Annotated in this window: 26 protein-coding genes, 1 pseudogene and 1 other annotated feature; of the genes and pseudogenes, 22 read left to right on the top strand and 5 right to left on the bottom strand. The window is 38.5% G+C overall.

The genetic code is table 11. The annotated features are described in order from the left end of the window. The first annotated feature begins 49 nt into the window (after positions 1–49). The 7 genes from dnaN (at position 50) to V7654_RS12015 (ending at position 3376) form a co-directional block, all read left to right on the top strand. Complete coding sequence (dnaN, locus tag V7654_RS11985) at positions 50–895, top strand: DNA polymerase III subunit beta (RefSeq protein ID WP_335430562.1); 846 nt, start codon at positions 50–52, stop codon at positions 893–895. Next, positions 855–1169, top strand: coding sequence for a hypothetical protein (locus V7654_RS11990; protein ID WP_335430611.1), 315 nt, complete (start codon positions 855–857; stop codon positions 1167–1169). The genes dnaN and V7654_RS11990 overlap by 41 nt, the downstream gene beginning before the upstream one ends. Before the next feature lie 21 nt (positions 1170–1190). Beyond that, positions 1191–1898, top strand: a complete 708-nt coding sequence (locus tag V7654_RS11995; RefSeq protein WP_335430563.1) for a class I SAM-dependent methyltransferase — start codon at positions 1191–1193, stop codon at positions 1896–1898. 13 nt (positions 1899–1911) lie between these two features. After that, complete coding sequence (locus V7654_RS12000) at positions 1912–2364, top strand: NUDIX hydrolase (RefSeq protein ID WP_335430564.1); 453 nt, start codon at positions 1912–1914, stop codon at positions 2362–2364. 12 nt (positions 2365–2376) lie between these two features. Next, positions 2377–2754 carry an HIT family protein gene (locus V7654_RS12005; protein WP_335430565.1) on the top strand — a complete coding sequence of 126 codons (378 nt, stop codon included), beginning with the start codon at positions 2377–2379 and terminating at the stop codon, positions 2752–2754. 161 nt (positions 2755–2915) lie between these two features. Next, positions 2916–3191, top strand: a complete 276-nt coding sequence (locus V7654_RS12010) for a hypothetical protein (RefSeq protein WP_335430566.1) — start codon at positions 2916–2918, stop codon at positions 3189–3191. Then, positions 3188–3376 carry a hypothetical protein gene (locus V7654_RS12015; protein ID WP_335430567.1) on the top strand — a complete coding sequence of 63 codons (189 nt, stop codon included), beginning with the start codon at positions 3188–3190 and terminating at the stop codon, positions 3374–3376. Before V7654_RS12010 ends, V7654_RS12015 begins: the two co-directional genes overlap by 4 nt. 110 nt (positions 3377–3486) lie before the next feature. Here the strand turns inward: V7654_RS12015 and V7654_RS12020 are convergent, their stop codons facing one another. Beyond that, positions 3487–4257 carry a class I SAM-dependent methyltransferase gene (locus V7654_RS12020; protein WP_335430568.1) on the bottom strand — a complete coding sequence of 257 codons (771 nt, stop codon included), beginning with the start codon at positions 4255–4257 and terminating at the stop codon, positions 3487–3489. Between the two features lie 426 nt (positions 4258–4683). On the opposite strand from V7654_RS12020, the gene V7654_RS12025 reads away from it, so the two are divergent. Both V7654_RS12025 and V7654_RS12030 read left to right on the top strand, forming a co-directional pair. Then, on the top strand, positions 4684–5298 hold the full coding sequence (locus V7654_RS12025) for a LysE/ArgO family amino acid transporter (protein WP_335430569.1): 615 nt from the start codon (positions 4684–4686) through the stop codon (positions 5296–5298). Between the two features lie 12 nt (positions 5299–5310). Continuing rightward, positions 5311–5859, top strand: coding sequence for a metallophosphoesterase family protein (locus V7654_RS12030; RefSeq protein WP_335430570.1), 549 nt, complete (start codon positions 5311–5313; stop codon positions 5857–5859). A gap of 256 nt (positions 5860–6115) precedes the next feature. Here V7654_RS12030 and V7654_RS12035 read toward each other — a convergent pair whose 3' ends face one another. Then, a complete protein-coding gene (locus V7654_RS12035; RefSeq protein WP_335430571.1) occupies positions 6116–6589 on the bottom strand; it encodes a hypothetical protein in 474 nt (157 codons plus the stop codon). Positions 6590–6685: 96 nt separating this feature from the next. Continuing rightward, positions 6686–6814, bottom strand: coding sequence for a hypothetical protein (locus V7654_RS12040; protein WP_335430572.1), 129 nt, complete (start codon positions 6812–6814; stop codon positions 6686–6688). Between the two features lie 218 nt (positions 6815–7032). Here V7654_RS12040 and V7654_RS12045 point away from each other — a divergent pair, with 218 nt between their 5' ends. The 4 genes from V7654_RS12045 to argS all read left to right on the top strand — a co-directional run bounded on the left by V7654_RS12045 (position 7033) and on the right by argS (position 11296). Then, positions 7033–7566, top strand: coding sequence for an RNA polymerase sigma factor (locus V7654_RS12045; protein WP_335430573.1), 534 nt, complete (start codon positions 7033–7035; stop codon positions 7564–7566). Continuing rightward, positions 7550–8449 carry a hypothetical protein gene (locus tag V7654_RS12050; protein WP_335430574.1) on the top strand — a complete coding sequence of 300 codons (900 nt, stop codon included), beginning with the start codon at positions 7550–7552 and terminating at the stop codon, positions 8447–8449. The genes V7654_RS12045 and V7654_RS12050 overlap by 17 nt, the downstream gene beginning before the upstream one ends. Positions 8450–8820: 371 nt before the next feature. Continuing rightward, on the top strand, positions 8821–9303 hold the full coding sequence (locus V7654_RS12055) for a GNAT family N-acetyltransferase (RefSeq protein WP_335430575.1): 483 nt from the start codon (positions 8821–8823) through the stop codon (positions 9301–9303). A 42-nt stretch (positions 9304–9345) separates the two neighbouring features. Then, positions 9346–9558 (top strand) — a binding site (T-box leader). Between the two features lie 40 nt (positions 9559–9598). After that, positions 9599–11296 carry an arginine--tRNA ligase gene (argS, locus tag V7654_RS12060; RefSeq protein WP_335430576.1) on the top strand — a complete coding sequence of 566 codons (1698 nt, stop codon included), beginning with the start codon at positions 9599–9601 and terminating at the stop codon, positions 11294–11296. Positions 11297–11459: 163 nt separating this feature from the next. On the opposite strand, the gene V7654_RS12065 is transcribed toward argS, so the two are convergent. Together V7654_RS12065 and V7654_RS12070 are read right to left on the bottom strand one after the other, a co-directional pair. Beyond that, positions 11460–11756 (bottom strand): HesB/YadR/YfhF family protein, encoded by a 297-nt coding sequence (locus V7654_RS12065; protein WP_335430577.1) that lies wholly within the window; start codon positions 11754–11756, stop codon positions 11460–11462. 522 nt (positions 11757–12278) lie between these two features. Further along, positions 12279–13411, bottom strand: a pseudogene (locus V7654_RS12070) (TIGR04053 family radical SAM/SPASM domain-containing protein). A 357-nt stretch (positions 13412–13768) separates the two neighbouring features. Between V7654_RS12070 and V7654_RS12075 the strand changes: the two are divergent. The 9 genes from V7654_RS12075 to gloA2 all read left to right on the top strand — a co-directional run bounded on the left by V7654_RS12075 (position 13769) and on the right by gloA2 (position 19032). After that, positions 13769–14239: a hypothetical protein gene (locus tag V7654_RS12075; protein ID WP_335430578.1), complete on the top strand. Its 471-nt coding sequence runs from the start codon at positions 13769–13771 to the stop codon at positions 14237–14239. 132 nt (positions 14240–14371) lie between these two features. Then, positions 14372–14575, top strand: a complete 204-nt coding sequence (locus tag V7654_RS12080; protein WP_335377847.1) for a DUF1657 domain-containing protein — start codon at positions 14372–14374, stop codon at positions 14573–14575. 55 nt (positions 14576–14630) lie between these two features. Further along, positions 14631–14834 carry a DUF1657 domain-containing protein gene (locus V7654_RS12085; protein ID WP_335430579.1) on the top strand — a complete coding sequence of 68 codons (204 nt, stop codon included), beginning with the start codon at positions 14631–14633 and terminating at the stop codon, positions 14832–14834. A 16-nt stretch (positions 14835–14850) separates the two neighbouring features. Then, the gene (locus V7654_RS12090) at positions 14851–15708 is read left to right on the top strand and encodes a DUF421 domain-containing protein (RefSeq protein WP_335430580.1); all 858 of its coding nucleotides are present in this window, start codon (positions 14851–14853) and stop codon (positions 15706–15708) included. Between the two features lie 107 nt (positions 15709–15815). Then, positions 15816–16253: a hypothetical protein gene (locus V7654_RS12095; RefSeq protein ID WP_335430581.1), complete on the top strand. Its 438-nt coding sequence runs from the start codon at positions 15816–15818 to the stop codon at positions 16251–16253. 349 nt (positions 16254–16602) lie between these two features. Then, positions 16603–17607, top strand: coding sequence for a C40 family peptidase (locus V7654_RS12100; protein WP_335430582.1), 1005 nt, complete (start codon positions 16603–16605; stop codon positions 17605–17607). 263 nt (positions 17608–17870) lie between these two features. Further along, complete coding sequence (locus V7654_RS12105) at positions 17871–18227, top strand: STAS domain-containing protein (RefSeq protein WP_207502818.1); 357 nt, start codon at positions 17871–17873, stop codon at positions 18225–18227. A 4-nt stretch (positions 18228–18231) separates the two neighbouring features. After that, positions 18232–18633 (top strand): anti-sigma regulatory factor, encoded by a 402-nt coding sequence (locus V7654_RS12110; protein WP_335430583.1) that lies wholly within the window; start codon positions 18232–18234, stop codon positions 18631–18633. Between the two features lie 12 nt (positions 18634–18645). After that, positions 18646–19032, top strand: coding sequence for an SMU1112c/YaeR family gloxylase I-like metalloprotein (gene gloA2, locus V7654_RS12115; protein ID WP_335430584.1), 387 nt, complete (start codon positions 18646–18648; stop codon positions 19030–19032). Positions 19033–19063: the final 31 nt, after the last annotated feature.

Consider the following 19063-nt stretch of genomic DNA (forward strand, 5'->3'; position numbering starts at 1 on the left):
TTTTATGTCGAATAGATTAGTAAGAGAAAAATTTTGCGAGGTTTTCTAAATGAACTTTAAAATTGACCGTGATTACTTTTATCAAGCCATATCAGAAATTAGCAGGATTGTACCGTTAAATACCAATTCAGCTATTTTGGGCGGCATAAAAATTACCGCCGGTTCAGATGGTTTGACACTGGCAGCAAGCAATCATGACATATTTATCGAAAAAGAAATTCCTCTTTCAGGCGATGGCACCATGGAAATTTACGAAACTGGGAGCATCATTTTATCAGCTAAATATTTACTCGAGCTAGTGAAAAAAATGCCAAACATGATTACCATTTCATTGATTGAAAATGACAAAATAACGATTCAGTCTGAGGAAATAATAATTCAGCTAAGCGGGTTTAATCCTGAAGACTTTCCTAAGCTGCCGGAATTGATAAGCACGGAATCATTTAAAATGCCGATGTATACTTTAATCCAAATGATTAAACAAATCTCATTTGCTGTCTCTCATAATGATTCTCGTCCAGTTCTGACTGGTTTGCTGCTTTCCTTTCAGGCAAATAAGCTTATTTGTGCTGCAACTAATTCACACAGACTGGCATTAAGTGAGCAGGAAATTGTTACAGGAATTAAGGGTACATATATTTTACCTTTGCAATCGGCAAAAGAATTGATCAGGTTATTCAGCAGTTCTTCTGAAGAAATAGCGTTATATATTTCTGATCGCTATCTCGTATTTAAATCACGGGATATTACCTTTTATACAAGGCTGATAGAAGGAACCTATCCAAACGTATCAAAACTAATACCGGAAGAATTTAAAACTACAGTCATAAGAGAGAAATCAGTTTTTAAAAGGAATCGACCGTGCTTGTTTATTTGCAAAAAATTCAAGAAATAACAATGTAAAATTCGAACTAACGGATGAATCAAGTCTTTTAATTTCCTCTTATTCTAATGATTTAGGAAAAATAGAAGAGATGCAGCAGATTGAAAGCATAAGTGGTGAAAAAAATCTTGTTATCTCACTTGATGGCAGTTTTATAATGGATGCTCTAAAGGCGATCAATGAGGAACTCGTAAGCCTGAGCTTCTCTGGTTCAATGAGACCTGTTTTAATTCAGCCAGTTGAAGACTGCACACAAAAACACCTTGTATCTCCAGTAAGGACCTAAAAAATATAGGGGGATTTTTATATGAATGAAACCATTAATAGCTATGAGGATCTGCTGGATATGCTGGACCAATTTTTAAAAGAGGAAAGCAGATTTGATTGGGATAACTTTTATTCTGATAGGGAAAGAAAGATACCTTTTTTCCGGAATTATCCTGACGAGAATCTTGTGGAATACTTTGAAACAGAAAAAACATCGAAGGGAAAAGTTCTTGAACTAGGTTGTGGTCCAGGCAGGAATGCGATTTTCTTTGCGGAGAAAGGCTGTGTCGTCGACGCAGTAGACCAGTCTGAAGAAGGAATTGAGTGGGCAAAGGAACGAGCTGCCGAGAAAAACATCAACGTGAATTTTATCAAGGCCAATATTTTTGATTTAGAGATAGAAGAAGATACATATGATGTTGTCTATGATTCAGGATGCTTCCACCATATAGCTCCCCATAGAAGGATGAATTATATTGATTTGGTAAATCGAGCGTTAAAGTCAGGAGGATCATTTGCGCTTACTTGTTTTGTTCAAGGCGGAGAATTAGGCGGAGCCGACATATCCGATTGGGATGTTTACAGATTAAAAAGCTTAAAGGGTGGACTTGGTTTTACTGAAGAGAAATTAATAAGAATTTTTCAGGATTTTGAAGTGGTCGAGATAAGGAAAATGAGAGATGTGTCACAGGACGGACCTTTTTTCGGCACTTCTGCTTTATGGACCGCTTTATTCAAAAAACAGTGATGGAGTGAAATGGATGGGGTACGTCAGTAAACTTAGAGAATTGGTCGGCCATGTACCGTTGATTTTACCAGGATCGGTCGTCTTAATTTTTAATGAAGATTCCAAGATATTATTGCAGCATAGAATAGATGGAGGCTGGGGACTTCCGGGCGGAATAATGGAAATGGGAGAGAGCCTCGAGGATACGGCAAGACGAGAAGTGAAAGAGGAAACAGGCCTGACTTTAGGGGAACTTAAATTAGCGGGAGTCTTCTCTGGACCGGAGTATTATTTAAAGGTAGCAAATGGAGACGAGCTATATTCTGTCACAGCAGTTTATTTTACCGATGATATCCACGGTGAAATAAAGATGGATGAGAGTGAATCCGTAGATTTACAGTTTTTTAGTCTTGATCAATTACCAGTGGGCCTGACAGAGTCATACTTCGGCTTTATAAAACATTACATAAAAGAATTCGTAGTTTAGGAGTGGGACCAAATGGATAATGCATGGGAGGATTTTTATTGCGACGAGGTACTTTCAGGTAAAACAAAAGTGGATATTTTGATAGAAACAAACCATAGTCTGGCTTTCTATCACACTCGTCCTTATTATGAGGTACATATTGTCGTCATTCCTAAAAAACATATTTTATCATTCATAACCGTGACAGAAGATGAATCTGAAATTCTGCAGGAGGTATTTCATGTCATCAGGCAGCTTGCCAGCCAGCTTAATGAAAAGCATGGTGCATGCACGGTGTCAACGAATATAGGAGATTACCAAAGCAATAAGCATATGCACTGGCACATTCACTTCGGTAAAAGAATACGCGACGAACAGGGGAGAAAGCTGCTTGATCACCAGTCAAAATAATGGTTTTGAGTTTGTTAAGTTCCTGAGTATCTGCGAGACTGAGATCAATCATTACAATCCACTAGCTGGTTCCTTTGCTATCGTAGAGTGTGAGGAAAATTATTTGCTTTGTTTTAATAAGTGGCGAAATCAATGGGAATTGCCTGCGGGCAAGAGGGAAGTTGGAGAAACACCATTGGAGTGCCAAAAGAGAGCTTTTTGAAGAAACTGGTCAGAGTGTATCCGAAATGGAATTCATAGGCTTAGCGATGGTTCGAAACAGCTCAAATTGCCAAATAAAATATAACCCGATATTTTTCATTAAAATCAACAGCCTTCTACCCTTTAAGGTAAATTCGGAAACGACAGATATAAGACTATGGGATTTTAATGATGACCTTCATATAGATGAAGTAGATTTGTTAATCCTGGAGAGTATAAAAGGGGGAAGACCATGAAGAAATTCTCAGCGAAAATGAGTATCTCACAAACATTATTTGCTGCCTGTTTTGTTGCTACAATTATGACCTTTGTACCAGATCTATTCGAATGGAATAACCGGTTATATATTGGGATTTTCACCGGCATTACGAGTTTAGCTGGGACAGCATCAGCGAAAATCCTTTTTAAGGATAAAGAATAAAGATGGTTTAAATAAGCAAAGGACCTCAATGAGGTTGGGGTCCTCTACTGTTATAAGAGAAGTATCATGAATCCTGGTTTAAGAGAGTGGCTTTCAAAACATAATTAAATTTATGCTTTTGAACATTTAAAAATAATCGTAGTAGGAAGTGCCGATACCTTTGCTTCGCTATACCATCTATTCTCATGTCTTGTTTTCAATTCTTCTGATAAACGGATATCCTCAACCATTTTTTCAATTCGAAATCCATTTTCAATAAGAGTATTTATGTATGTACCAATTTTATATTGCTGCATAATAGCAGGATGGTTCCATGCCTCGTGATCGTAAGGTCCTTCCTCATGGTAGGATTTATCAAGCATCAGACCCAATTCAGTATTTTTAACGCGGCTATAAAGGGGGTGCTCCCAGCTGAAAATAAAAATACCTCCTGGCTTAAGGTATTTGTGAATATTTTTCAGGGTCAGATCAAGATTCGTTGTCCATCCAATCGCGAAAATAGAGTATACCATATCGAAATATTCATGGGGCAAACCTGGATCTGATTCCATAGATGATTCGAATAATTGAACGCTAGTTTGATTCAATAGTTCTCTTGCGGCCATAATTTGACTGCTTGATAGGTCTAGTCCCCAAATCTCATCCGCATTTTTGTCATGCATATATTTTAACGAATGCCCGCTGCCACATCCGATCTCAAGCAGCTTGAGACCTGTAACATCACCAAACAAACTCAATTCATCCTCAGTAGGGGCAAATGGACCATACTCCGGAAGAGCAGTCCTTCCATAAAACCGAGGGGCCACCTCATCCCAGCTCTTCTTATTTATTTTTAAAGTATCTATTTGCAATTTTAAAACCTCCATATGCTTTTTAAACATTATTCTATATCAACGCGTATTTTCCTTCCTTTTTCTTTTTTAGGAAGGCTCTGTTAAAGGGGTTTTTTGATTTTTTAAAACCTGTTGATTATAGCATAAGGCAAGAGATTCCTGCGGGATTACCGGGTCAGAGGAGACCTGAGTAAAATGATCTGCAGGGGTCATTTTACCCCGCATGCGCCTCTAGCGCTGCGGAGGCTCACCGGACCATCTCGGGAATGGGAGTGCCTGGAGTAGTAATCAAAAGTTAAGGTAAACAAAGACTTTAGGATAAAAAAGGATTTACCTTTAAGTAAGTAGAAAATTAAGAATGAATATGAAAAGATATTGTGTTATTGATTACACAAAAGTACAAGATACAGCCTTCAACTTTACAAGCGATAAGATAAAAGTAAGTAAATTAACTAAAGGGTAGTGGTTTAATAAATGTTTTCTGCAAGTATTCACGGATTAATATTAGCTTTTGGCTTGATCCTCCCGTTAGGAGTGCAAAATGTATTCGTTTTTAATCAAGGGGCAATACAACCATCCTATAAAAAAGCTTTGCCAGTAATCCTGACGGCATCTATTTGTGATTCAATCCTGATCACTCTGGCTGTTTTAGGAGTTTCCGTCATCATTATAAAAATCAGCTGGCTCAATACAATACTCCTGTCGGCGGGGATATTATTTTTAATTTATATGGGTTATGTCACCTGGAAAAGTAAACCCCATAGCAATACAATTGAAAAGGGATCCTTTACGCCTAAAAAACAAATTGCCTTTGCAGCCTCTGTTTCCATACTTAATCCTCATGCAATTATGGACACTATTGGTGTGATCGGAACAAGTTCGATTGCATACTCTAGTGCCGACAAAATAGCCTTCACACTAGCTTGTATATTTACTTCTTGGATTTGGTTTTTATCACTGGCGTATGTTGGCAGGCAAGCAGGACGTCTAGGAAACTCTGCTGGGTTTCTAGCAGTCTTAAACAAAGTGTCAGCATTAATCATGTGGGGGACAGCAATGTACTTAGCAATTCAACTTTTAAACAAATGAGGTGAAAACTAAATGAAGTTTGCGGTCATAACTGATATACATGGCAACGCCCCGGCATTAATTGCTGTGTTAAATGAGATCGATAGAATGAAAGATATCGAACATATATATTGTTTGGGCGATATGATTGGAATTGGCCCAGATACAAACGAGGTATTGAACATTTTATTTTCGAGAAGTGATGTCTCAATGATAACCGGAAATCATGATGAAGCTGTATTGGCCCTTTTAAAAGGGGAAAAGCATCCTGAAAGTCATTTACATGCAAGAGAACATCATCAATGGATTGCTAATCGGATGGATCCATCCTTTGTTCCTAAACTTGAAAAACTACCCAGGATGCTGAAGGTAAATATCGAGAGTCATTCGATTTTTTTTACTCATTATCATATTGACACCGAGAGGATGAACGACCATATTAGCCGAGATCTTTTTAGTTCGATTGTTGAACCAAGCCTGGAAAATATGAAGACTCTGTTCTCTAATAGGCATGAAGATGTCATCTTTTTTGGCCATCATCATCCAGTGCACTATTTTAAAGGGGAAAGACCCTGTACGTGAACCCAGGATCTTTGGGCTGCTCATATGAGCCTTTTGCTCCATATGCAATCGTAAGTATTGACCGCAACTGCATCGACGTGTATTGAAAAAAGCCAGTTATGACAATAAAAACTTTCTGTTGTCTTATGAAACATTGCAGGTCCCAGACAGGGAATTCATTTTAAATGTTTTTCATGGAAATCAATTAAATTCAACTTGAAATAGGAAAGCTGCCATTAAGTTAAGGCAGTATTTTAAAAATGTACAAAAAAAGAAATTACCTTCTTCTACGATTAGTTAAAGAAAGTAATTCATTTTGTAAAACGGAGTTCTGCTGGCGTATTGCGCCCAGTATCTGTTTTATTTGATCCAATTCTACATGGACTTTTTTAAGGTCACCTGAAAGCTGCTCAATGGTTAGCATTAACTTGGTTGTGTCGGTATTTCCTTCCTGTTTCTGAATGGGATTATTAAGTTTCGATAATAGAGACAAAGTAGAGGGGTTTACAAGATTTTTAGCCATACCCACCATTGAAGCTAAATTTTCTTCTGTGATGAAATCTCCCAGACCTTTTAAAGGTGATGCGGTTGTATCCTCGCTTTTTGGTGATTCCTCATTATGCTGTTGTTCCTTTTTCTGCTCTTCTTGTAAAAAACTTTCCGTAAAATTGACAAGCTTGTTTAAATCAAGTGATTGACTGACGCCTTCAATTTGTTGTTTTAACTCATCGTTGTTAGCCAAGATTTTCATCACTGCCTTTCTTTGGTTAATTTTATTTGTCTCCCCGGAAAATGACCGGTCTATCCGGGGAGACATTAAGGGGTTCAGGTGTCAAATCTCAAGAGATTAAGCTCCAGCAGCAATTACAGCTCCGATGCATCTAACAAGGACCGCTTGTTGCTCTTCAGTGCCTAGCAATAAAGCAACAACCAAAGCAAGAGCCATCAATAGAACAATTACAGCAGTTGCAATCATCTCTTCACCCCCTTTCTTTAAGAAAGATAGGTAAGATCCGAACCTTACAAGAACATCATATGAAAAAAAATAAGACGAGCATCAGCTTGTACCCTATTTTATAAAAAACGGGCGACCCATCTTTTATGAAAAAATCAGAATTCTCCATAAAAAGGTGTCACACTATTACATATCAGTCGACTTATAGTTTAGAGAGTGGAAATGAGGTGGAGGAAAAATTGGATCCATTAAGAGAACAACAGGTGATGGAGTGGTATGAGGTATATTATGAGGATATCTATCGCTTCGTCCTTTTCATGATCGGTGACCGCCATTATTGTGAGGATTTTGTCCATGACACCTTCGTACGGGCTTATACTTCATATGGAAGCTTCGAAAATAGGTCTAATGCGAAAACATGGCTTTTCAGTATTGCAAAGCACATTGTTATGGATGAAATAAGGAAAAGAAAGCGAAGAAGGATTTTTTCTGCCTTTTCCGTAGAAAGAGAGATCCCATCTACATTTGACCTGGAACAATATGTAGCAAACCGTGAATCGGTAGAGCAGGTGATTGTGGCCATCCAATTGCTCAAACCGGAGTACCGACTGGTAATCACCTTGAAGAAGATTGAAGAATGTTCAACAAAAGAAATAACCGAAATCCTCGGATGGTCAGATACAAAGGTCCGAAAGACTTTATCAAGGGCTCTAGCGGCTTTAAAAAAAATGGAAGTCATCAAAGGAGGTAATCAAATTGAACAATCATTCTGATGACAATTGGGAACTTCTTAAACAAGTTAAACCTCCTGCGCACAAAAAAGAGGCAATTCGAAGAAGGATTACTAGTTCGATTAGAACTCAGAATAACGAAAGGACCAGGAGATATGAATGGAAAAATTTAGTGCTTACTAGCATTTTCCTGTTAATTTCAGCCGGTATTCTGTTCCAGTTGCAATCAAATAATCAAATAAAGGAAAGCCCTGTTTCAACTGCTAGCGGGAATAGTCAATTTTCCTGGCAAGTAGAGGATATTTATAGTGAAAGAATGGAAAATGGCTATGCATTTTTCAAGGAAGGGAACTCTGTACAAATCGGTTATGCAGAGACAGTGAAAGAAGAGGAACAAAAAAAGATAATCAGCTCTGGTGCAATGTATGTAGAAAAGGAATTGGAAAGTTTCCCTTATCCCACAACTCTATATATAGAGCATGTGAAAATGACAGATGTTTCACTGCGCTACCACTTTTTCGTTAATATAGACAATAAGACAACACATTTCAGTTTTGACTATCCCAAGGTTGAATACGCTGAAATATTCCATTTAATCGCTACATTGGAGTTTAAGGATCAAAAGCCTAATATTCATGATGAACAGCTTTATGTCACCCACGGATACGACACTTTGCCGTTTCCAGTTGGATTGGAACCTATAGTGAAGTTTGACAATACTGAAAAATACCTTTGGGAAAAAGCCAATGTGAAGGAATTCAGAAATTACCTTAATAAAATTAAATCAACAGGTGAGTGGCTAGAAGACTCAGGGAGTGGATCAACGCATATCTTCGCCTCCAAAACTGGATATGTAATTGTAAAAATAACCCTGACTGGAAAAGAAATTACTTATGAATTTTCTTATCCAAAGCGAGATGAATAAGGGCTGCATTTAGGCAGCTCTTTTTTAGTGAGATGGCTGTGTTATTCCCTCTTTTAATTTCCTATTTTAGGTGCTCGTCTAGATGCGCAAAAAAATTAAATTTTAAAAAGGATTTTAATATTTTATATAGAAAAGTATTAAAGATTTACGAAGAACAGGTATCGGAATAGCGCTAATGATTCCAGCAGAAGATTGTTCGAGAGAGAATAGGTCATTGCTATTTCTTAATATCAGCAGGAGATCACTCAAATATGCTCTATCAAAGCTTAGAGTACATAGAATGGGGCCGAATTCCAATTTATGCAGAATCCTTAGCATTTCTTTTGGCACGACAGTGATCTATTATAAAAACTACTCTAAGGAGGAAACCAGTGATTTACTTAGTACCTGTAAAACAAGGGGATGAAGACACACTTCATAATTTAATGCAATTATATATTTATGAGTTTACGGTATATCAGGAAATCAAGCTTGAAGGAAATGGAAGATACGCCCCTTTTGATTTGAAGCCGTATTGGACAGATCAAAATATGCATGCGTTTTTCATTATTCATGAAGGCGAACTGGCAGGCTTTGCTCTGGTCGAAAGTGGATCGGAAGATGTTCCTCACATCATTAGGGAGTTCTTCATTATGAGGAAATTTTACCGCATGGGATTTGGAAAAGCAGCTGCCGTTAAACTTTTTGACCTGTTTCCAGGAAAATGGAGCATCACGCAAGTTGAAAAGAATGAACCAGCAAAAACGTTTTGGAGAAAAATTATTCGTGAATACACAGATGGAAACTACACTGAAAGGTACGATGACCGCAACAGATCTATCCAGGAATTTGATACTGCATTAATCATAAAATAATGGTTGCAAAGTTTAAGTACGGTTGTATATAATGGTAAAAATATCTAATCGATGAAAAAGAGAGTAGTTATTTAAAGTCTGCTGCAGCGAGCCAGGGAAGGTGAAAGCCTGGTGCGACTGAATAATGAAGCGCACTTTTGAGATGCCTGCCTGAAATCAGTAGGGCAAGCCGGAGAGATTCCGTTATCAATGCAAGCAGGTTCCTTTTTTGGAACAATTAGGGTGGTACCGCGGGATTCAACTCTCGTCTCTTTTATAGAGACGGGAGTTTTTTTATTTTTAGGGAGGTTTTAGCATGAAGTATGTAAAGAATTTTGCTCAGATCATAGATTCTGTGTTAGTTGAAAAACTTACAATCGAAGATGTGGAGCAGCTGATTGAAAAACCAAGATTTTCCAAACAAGGTGATTTAGCGTTCCCATGCTTCCAGCTTGCCAAGGTAATGCGTAAAGCTCCAGCAAAAATTGCTCAAGAACTCAGCAACAAGCTTCAAGGCAAGAGTCTGGAGCTTTTTGAAAAAGTCGAGCCAGCAGGGGGGTATGTAAATGCATTTCTCAATAAAAGATTGATTGCAAAGGAAGTAGTCAAGGAGATTATGGAGCATAAGGAACGTTACGGAGACCTTTCAATTGGAGAAAACGGAACTGTAGCAATTGATCTGTCGTCCCCAAACATAGCAAAGCCATTTTCAATGGGACATCTGCGGTCAACAGTGATTGGTAATGCAATCGCTCTAATTCTAGAGAAAACTGGATACAAGCCAGTGAAAATCAATCACTTAGGAGATTGGGGAACTCAATTTGGAAAGCTGATTACTGCTTACAAAATGTGGGGATCTGAAGAGAAAGTGAAAACCGATCCCATTAAGGAATTGCTGGCGCTATATATAAGATTTCATGAAGAGGCAGAAGCAAATCTTGAACTCGAACAAGCAGGACGTGATTGGTTCAAGAGACTTGAAGATGGTGACGAACATTCATTAGAACTATGGAAATGGTTCAGAGATGAATCACTGAAGGAGTTCACAAAGATTTATGATTTGATGGGCATTGAATTTGATTCCTTTGCTGGGGAAGCGTTCTATAATGATAACATGGCCGAAATTGTAGAACTGTTAGAGGATAGCGGACTGCTAAAGGAATCTGATGGTGCGCAGGTTGTTACCCTCGATGAGAATGAACTGCCTCCTTGCCTGATTAAAAAATCGGACGGTGCAACATTGTACGCAACAAGGGATTTGGCTGCGGCTAAATACCGGTTTGATCAGTATCGATTTGTGAAATCTCTATATGTGGTAGGGAATGAACAAAGCCTTCATTTTAAACAACTGAAGGCAGTTCTTGCGAAAATGAATTTTAACTGGGCAGATGATTTGGTTCATATCCCATTCGGCATGATGCTGAAGGACGGGAAGAAAATGTCCACCCGTAAAGGCAAAGTTGTTTTGTTAGAAGAAGTCATGAATGAATCGATTCAACTTGGATTAAAAAATATCGAGGAAAAGAATCCTTCCTTAGCTAATAAGGAGGAAACGGCAGCAATGGTTGGCACAGGGGCGATCATGTTCCATGACCTGAAAAATTTCCGGATGAATGATATAGAGTTTTCGCTGGGGGATATGTTGAAGGTGGAAGGCGAAACAGGTCCGTACGTTCAATATACCAACGCTCGTGCACAATCAATCTTGCGTAAAGCTGCATGGTCGGGAAATCTCGTAGACGTCTATCTGTACGGAGAGGCAGAATGGCCGGTTGTGATCGAGCTGCTTCAGTTTCCAGAAGCAATCAGAAGAGCAGCTGGCAAATACGATCCTTCACAAATTGCAAAATATGTCCTCGACCTTGCCCAAGCCTTTAATAAATATTACGGTGAAATACGGATTCTGGATGAAAACGAGGAAAAGGAATCCCGATTAGCACTTGTGTATTCTGTCAGTGTTGTACTAGAGGAAGGATTACGATTGCTTGGGATTAAAGCTCCAAAGGAAATGTAGAACATAAAGAGCCTCAGGCATTTGCCTGAGGCTCAACCTATTTGTACTAGGTTTCCCTTATAAAAATCAAAATTATATTTTGTTTTAATGAGAGGGCATTCATATGCATGAAACTGTTACAAGTAAGTACCAAAACACATGCCAATCATGGTAAAAGCTATTTTTAATGATGCTCCTTATACGCTGCGAATATTTCCTGTTCTGCTTCACTGTACTTAATTTCAACATCGGTTTCTTCAAAAAACCAGGTATCATTTGACTCGACAAAGAATGTTATTCCATCAATCTCTTGCTGCTCAGCGGCAATAGCAGGTGTTTCAAGAGCAAACGCAAGGCTGTACCCTTTGTTCTTGTCACCAAACCCGCCATATTGAGGGTAAAGGCGGATGAAAAACGGCTTTGCTGTACCAAATTCGTTCTCAAACCATTTGTATGCGCTTTGATCAATAGAGATTGTCATTTTTGCACCATCCTTTCGTTAGTTTAATTGTAAAGCCCTTTAAGGCTCTGCGTCGGTGCTTTATGTCACAGTTATACTGAAGTCAAGAAAGTGTCATAAATGAAAAAGTTATTCAATGTGTAAAGCCTATTCAACTTTAACAGTTCATTTACAAGTTTCCTGAACCCCCATGCTTTTCACGGAATTCAGGCTATATTTTGCGGATTGTAGTAAATATTCTTTTAATTGTTTAATGAGAATTTTTTACTACTGAGGAATTTGCACGGTTCAAAATCTTCTATTTAAAACTGGAATTTATCGAGGATTATTTCCAGTTCGCCAGAATATAGGACATTTTCGCCAGAATAACTTCGTTTCCGCCAAAATAATTGTGAACTTCGCCAATATATTTTTAAGTGGAGTAAATTTCACTCTAAATTTCAACAAAATTGAGATTCATGATCCCTGATTTATCTTCCCAATACCTCTTCCAAACAAAAAATCCCCTGCAAATGATTCAAGGGGATCAAAATCTCATTCAAGTTATACAGTTTTTTCTTTTTTGCGAATTGCTTCTGGAATGTAAACACAGTAGGGCTCGCTTTCCATATAGTCTCCTGTTACGGCATATGTTCTGGAGCGGGACCCGCCGCAGACGTAGCGAAATTCACAGACACCGCACTTTCCTTTGTATTTATCCGGGGTGCGCAGATCTTTAAAAATAGGGGATTCGCGATAAATTTCAGCAAGAGACTTTTCTCTAACGTTTCCCCCAACAAGCGGAAGAAGGCCGGATGGCATGACATCTCCTGTATGTGATACGAATACAAATCCATTCCCGTCATTAACACCCATGGGAGCGCGTTTAAGTCCATCTATGACAGATGCCATATCCTTGGTCAATGTATCCTCATATCGAATCTCGGACAGATCAACCCTTTTTCCCGTGCCTTTTGTTGGAATACAACCCGACGATAATGCTGAGCAGCGGTTGTTTTAATATCAAATGGTGCCGTTTTACTCAGTTCGTATAGCCAGCGGAAAACCTTCTCATGCTCTGTCGGTGTCAGGCAGGCGTCAAGCTGACCACGGCCAGTCGGCACGAGCAGGAAAATGTACCACATGACGACCTTTAGTTCCTTCATCAATTCAGCCATTTCCTCAAGATACTCAAAGTTATAACGTGATATAACCGTGTTTAGTTGGAGGGGCATTTGCAGTTCATTCAAGTATTTGACCTTTTCAATGGTCAATTCGAATGAACCCGGAGTACCCCGGAAATGGTCATGGATTTTCGGAGTCGGACCATCCAGGCTGAAAGCCCATCGCGATAATCCAACCTCTTTTGCCCGAAGCATCCGTTCTTTTGTCACATTGTCTGTTGCACTTGGTGTCATTGAAACTCTCATGCCCTTTTTTACAGCGTAATCAGCAAGCTCGAATAAATCTTCACGCATCATACAGTCGCCGCCGGTAAAAACAAGCATTGGGTTGTTCATTTCATAAATCTGGTCAATTAGTTTAAACCCTTCATCTGACGTTAATTCCATTGGATCAGGCTTATTCTGTGCGTCTGCCCGGCAATGTAAACACTTCAGCTGGCAAGCGCGTGTTACCTCCCAAATAACAATATAAGGGTTATTATTAAAATTTACCGGTTCCTGAGGTACTCTCATTGGGGATGGATGTTCGTTTCCATGCATATTTATCACCTTACTTAATCATAGTTTTAGCTTCATTATAAAAATCTTAGCCGTATTTGCATGTAAGGAATGTTACAACCAGATTCCTTTCTTCCTAAAAGTAATCAAAGTTTTTTCTTTATCATTTGTTTCCTCATGGAATATGTCTCAATTTGATGATGGCCAGTAAAAGTTGCAAAAAAATTTTAAACAGCATCAATGTGTTCCATATTCAGAAGTTTTATTTAGCGAAAAAACAATCTGAAAGTTCCGTAAAATCTTGAAACTAATCATTACTTCCATTCGTCTACTTAATGGGTGAAAATCGGCGGGCGAAATGAGGGATGAGCGGTGAGAAAAATAGTATCATCATTATCTGGATCCATATTGATTCTGCTTATTATCATTACCGTTATTGGATATTGTAAATATAAACCCAAACCCTCGATATTAGAGGTTTTTGTAAATAACCAGTCTGCTTTGGTCGAGCCCGGCACTTACTCATTGGAAAAATGGGGAAGAGAGGCTGCCGAAGATACGTACTCTGATCCAGTAACACTTGTACGTAATAATAACCCGATCGTCGTAGATCCCTCAGAAGAGATCATGCTTGAATTTGAAAGTTCACCGCAAACAGTTAAGTATTATTTATGGGATGTTAAAACAGGAAAGCTTGCTTATAAAGGTTTAAAAGGCTACCCGCTTAAGCTAGAGGATTCCAACGTTGAGTCTGGCGATTATGCAATGGAAATTCGGGCCAAGTGGGAGAATGGCTATGTACTTTATAACACGAGGATTCTCGTCTACAATGAGGCAAAGTGAAATGTAACCACTTATTTCCGTCCAAACACGGAAGCAAGTGGTTTTTTCTTATGATTTTGTCATGAATATTTCTTTCTGACCTAGCAATACTAAAACAGTACCAAAAATTAAATAGAAAGAAGGGTATATACCATGACAGTTGGAGCTCAAGTGAAACAAACTCTTGCTGGATTAAAAAGTGCTCAGGCTAGCTTTGAAACCTTCGCTCTTGGTACTGAAAATCAACAAGCAAAACAGCTTTACCAACAGGCGGCTACTCAAACACAATCCATAATTGACAGCATTCAGCCGCGCCTGCAGCAAATTGAGCAGGAAGAACCACAATATAAATCGTAATTCAGGGAGGGCAGGGTGAACCCGCCCTTTTCCTGTACATATGAGGTGAAGGAAATTGACAGTAGCAGCAAATGTGAATCAATGTCTATCCACAATAAAAGGTATAGAAGCAGAATTATCCACTTTGGCTTTGAATACCAACGTTGAAGAAGCGAGCAGGGTCTTCCATGAAACGATGCTAGTAATAGATGAAATTAAATTGGATTTAGAAAAACGAAAAAACGAGCTGGAAGTTAAAGAGCCCCAATACAAAGGCTAGCTTAGGAGTGGGATGAATGTCTGAATGGATGCATATCATCGTTCGATCAATACTATTTGTCGTTACATTATTTGCAATCACCAAACTTGGCGGAAAAAAACAGCTTGCTGAGCTTTCATTTTTCGAATATGTTTCAGGAATCACCATAGGCAGTATCGCCGGAGAGGTTATTATGGGCCTCGAAGGAAATATGTTCCATGGAGTTTTAGCAGTAATAATATTTGGGGGATTTACCTATCTAGTCGATGTTCTCTCAATCAAAAGCAAATCCTTCAGGGATGTAATTGAAGGTAAAGCCACCGTTTTGATTAAAGACGGCAAGGTTCTTGAAGAGAATATGAAAAAAGAAAAATATACAATCGACGAACTGAATTCCTTGCTTCGACAAAAAAATGTCTTTAAAACAGCAGATGTAGAATTTGCGGTACTTGAGCCAAAGGGAGATTTAAGTGTTCTTCTTAAAAGGGAAATGCAGCCTGTAACACCAAAGGATTTACATTTAAATGTTGCTCCAGAAAAAGAGACCCATACCGTTATTATGGATGGTGAAGTATTAAATGATCCGTTGACAGCAGCAGGTAAAAATCGTGGTTGGCTTGATATCGAATTAGCGAATTTAGGAGTCACTTTAGACAACGTATTCATTGGACAGGTTGATTCATATGGAGAATTGACGATTGATACATATGATGACCAACTTCAGGTTCCATCACCACAGCCAAGGAAGCTGCTTCTAGCCATGCTGAATAAGTGCCAGGCAGACCTAGAACTGTTCGCATTGGAAACAGATTCAATTGAAGCTAAGCAAATGTATAATAAAAACGCAACAAAACTACTGAAAGCAATTAATAAGGTAAAGCCATATTTAAATTAAGACCAACCATGAATGTTATCTATTACCGGAATAATCGGAGGCAGATACCTAATACTAAATATGGAGGGACAAAACTGTTCCTCTAATCTAAAAAGGGGTGCTGCCGAATGAATAGATCCGCATGGATTTCCACGTTAATGAGATCAAATATTCCTCAAAACATGATGAAAACGTTCGGATATAAAAGAAAAAGGAATCGCTCCATGACCTATTCTTTGATGGGTGTCGCAGTAAGTGCTGCAGCAGCCTATTTATTTAAGAATCGAATGGGCGGAATGAGGCAGCTTTTCCAAAACACAAATAGGCAAGCAGGATTTAATAGACCGATCTCTCCTGGGTTAACTGAATTCGCGAAGGAAATTACTTCAGGAATGGACACTAAAATGAGTGGTTCAAGCACTGGAGGATCAGGAGTCCATTCAACAAGTTCAACAAGTCCGGAGAGCAGCCAAATCATCAATCAAATTGCTTCCACAGTAAAAGAAACAGGGAATGGCCAGCGAGTAGATGAACTGGCAAACAAGCTGATTAAAAACAACTTGTAAACCCGTAAGCCCGCTTTAAGAGCGGGCTTTTTTTGTTGAAATGACATGGTCCAGTCAAATTATTAGTTCATATTTCCCTTGAGTTTACAAATATTTAGGTAAGGTGGCATATAACTCAAAAATTACAACAAGATTAAACTTATGTTTCAAGAAGATTACAAAGGTTACATCCAAAAGGAAAAAAGAGCCTTAAATACCTTATATTAATAAGGTTTAAGGCTCTTTTTTCTATGAAAACGAAATTATTACCAAGGAAAACTATTCCTATGCAGGCAAATATTATAGATTCAAAACTAAATTGATAGACTCTAGTATAAATTTGTAACAGAAATCAAAGGAGTTGCTCAACATGAAAAAACAGCTTTTGACGGTGGCTGCAACGGCCGGATTTTTATTTACTTCATTTAGTGGTTCAGCAAGCGCACATGAAAAATTACTTACTGTTCAAACAGGTGATTCTTTGTGGAAGCTTTCTCAAACATATAATGTTGCTATAAATGATATAAAAACATGGAATAAATTATCCACTAATACCTATGTAAATCAAAGACTTTCAGTCCTTGCACCGCACAGCCATACATCAACAACAAGCGTAAGCACAAATACAACAGGAACTAATTATGTCGTGAAATCCGGCGATACTCTATGGGGAATATCAAAAACATATCGTTTATCGATTACTGAACTAAAATCGTTAAATGGTCTAAGATCCGATACCATCTATCCAGGACAAAGGATGAAGGTTTCAGGTGCTGCTCCTGCAACTGCAAGTGCATCGACCTCAAGCACATACATTGTCAAGAGCGGAGACAATCTATCACTAATTGCTGCTCGCCATAATTTATCGCTATCAGAATTAAAATCTATCAATAATCTTAAATCAGACGTAATTTATCCAGGCCAAGTCTTGAAATTGTCAGGAGCTGCTTCTGCTCCGGTGGCAACGAATGTTGCAAACGCTAGCGCTACTGTGACGGCAACGTACTCAACAGTTTCTAAGGTAAACGCATTGATTACTGAAGCGAAAAAACATATCGGTGTCCCCTATATTTGTGCAGGCAGCACACCATCTGGATTTGATTGCAGCGGATATTTGAATTATGTATACGCTAAAGTTGGAATCACGGTTCCACGCACCGTAGAAACAATTTGGAATGCAACAAAACCTGTTTCATCACTGCGGGCAGGGGATTTAGTATTCTTCGAGACGTATAAAACTGGCCCTTCACATGCAGGGATTTATATTGGAAACAATAAATTTATCCATGCCGGTACATCCAGAGGAGTCGAAATCAGTGACATGGACAATACCTACTGGAAGCCGCGTTATCTTGGAGCAAAAACAACATTTTAAAATAGTCTTTAAGCTTTACCCAAAGCATTTTAAATTTAAACCTCCTTTCTGGAGGTTTTTTATCTTTCTTGTGTAAATTTATTATATCTATTTAAAAGAGGCGAAATATTAGTTTAAATTTGTAAATACATCTGTTTTTGACGTATAATCCAATTAAAATCTTATTTACTAAAGTGCACTTGGAGAATTCGTACACTTTTAAAAATAGTGTGCTTGTACATAGTGAATTCTGGTGAGTTTAATGATTTGGAGGCATAGATGAAGTGAGAATTCCTATATTAAAATTGAAAGATTATTTATTAGTTTCTATACAGGTTGAATTAGATGACCAAACGGTTCTTACTTTTCAAGAGGATTTGCTGAATAAAATTAAGGATACTGGTGCAAAAGGGGTAGTCATAGACCTTACTTCAGTAGATATGATTGATTCATTTATCGCAAAAGTTTTGGGCGATGTCATTGTCATGACTAGTCTTATGGGTACAAAAGCGGTGCTGACCGGAATCCAGCCTGCTGTTGCAATTACCTTGATTGAACTCGGCATAACATTGGATAATGTTCACACTGCCTTGGATCTTGAACAAGGAATTACGATATTAAGCCATTTGTTAGAGGGTTAGCCATATGACAGAACCAATTGTAATTAATATTAATAATGAATTTGATATAGTACTCGCCCGCCAAAAAGGGAGAGAAGTTTCAAAGGACCTGCAGTTTGGTGGAGTTGACCAGGCGAGGATCACGACAGCGATATCGGAGCTTGCGAGAAATATCTATCTTTACGCGGGCAGCGGACAAATTACCATCAGTGTGTTAGAAGAGAGCGGCAGAAAAGGGATTCATATTTCAGCTACTGACAATGGTCCAGGGATAAATGATATCCGCATGGTTTTGCAGGATGGATATTCAACTTCTGGTGGCCTAGGTGCAGGACTTCCTGGTGTAAAACGTTTAATGGACAGTTTTGATATTGATTCTATGCCGGGAACAGGAACCACAATTTCTATTACTAAATGGGCAAGATAGCCGGTAATTAATATGAAATTAAAGAAAATCCATCATGTTGCAGTTATATGTACTGATTATGAAAAATCCAAGGATTTCTACATAAACGTTCTCGGGCTTGAGGTAATCTCAGAGATCTATCGAGAGGATAGAGGTTCATATAAACTTGATTTAGCTGTAGGAAATCACTGCCAAATCGAAATATTTTCATTTCCAGATGCTCCTGAGCGGCTAACCTATCCCGAGGCAGCCGGTCTGAGGCATCTCGCTTTTGAAGTTGAAGATGTACCTTCTTCAATAACAAAACTTAAAGCCTATGGGATTACAGTAGAACCTTTAAGGTATGATCCTTTAACAAAAAAACAGTTCACTTTTTTCACAGATCCAGACGGGCTGCCAATAGAATTATATGAAGCCTGATTATTAATTCCCCGAAAATCCCCTCTTCAAT

Source organism: Bacillus sp. JJ1609, from assembly GCF_036967045.1.
GTDB lineage: Bacteria > Bacillota > Bacilli > Bacillales > Cytobacillaceae > Mesobacillus.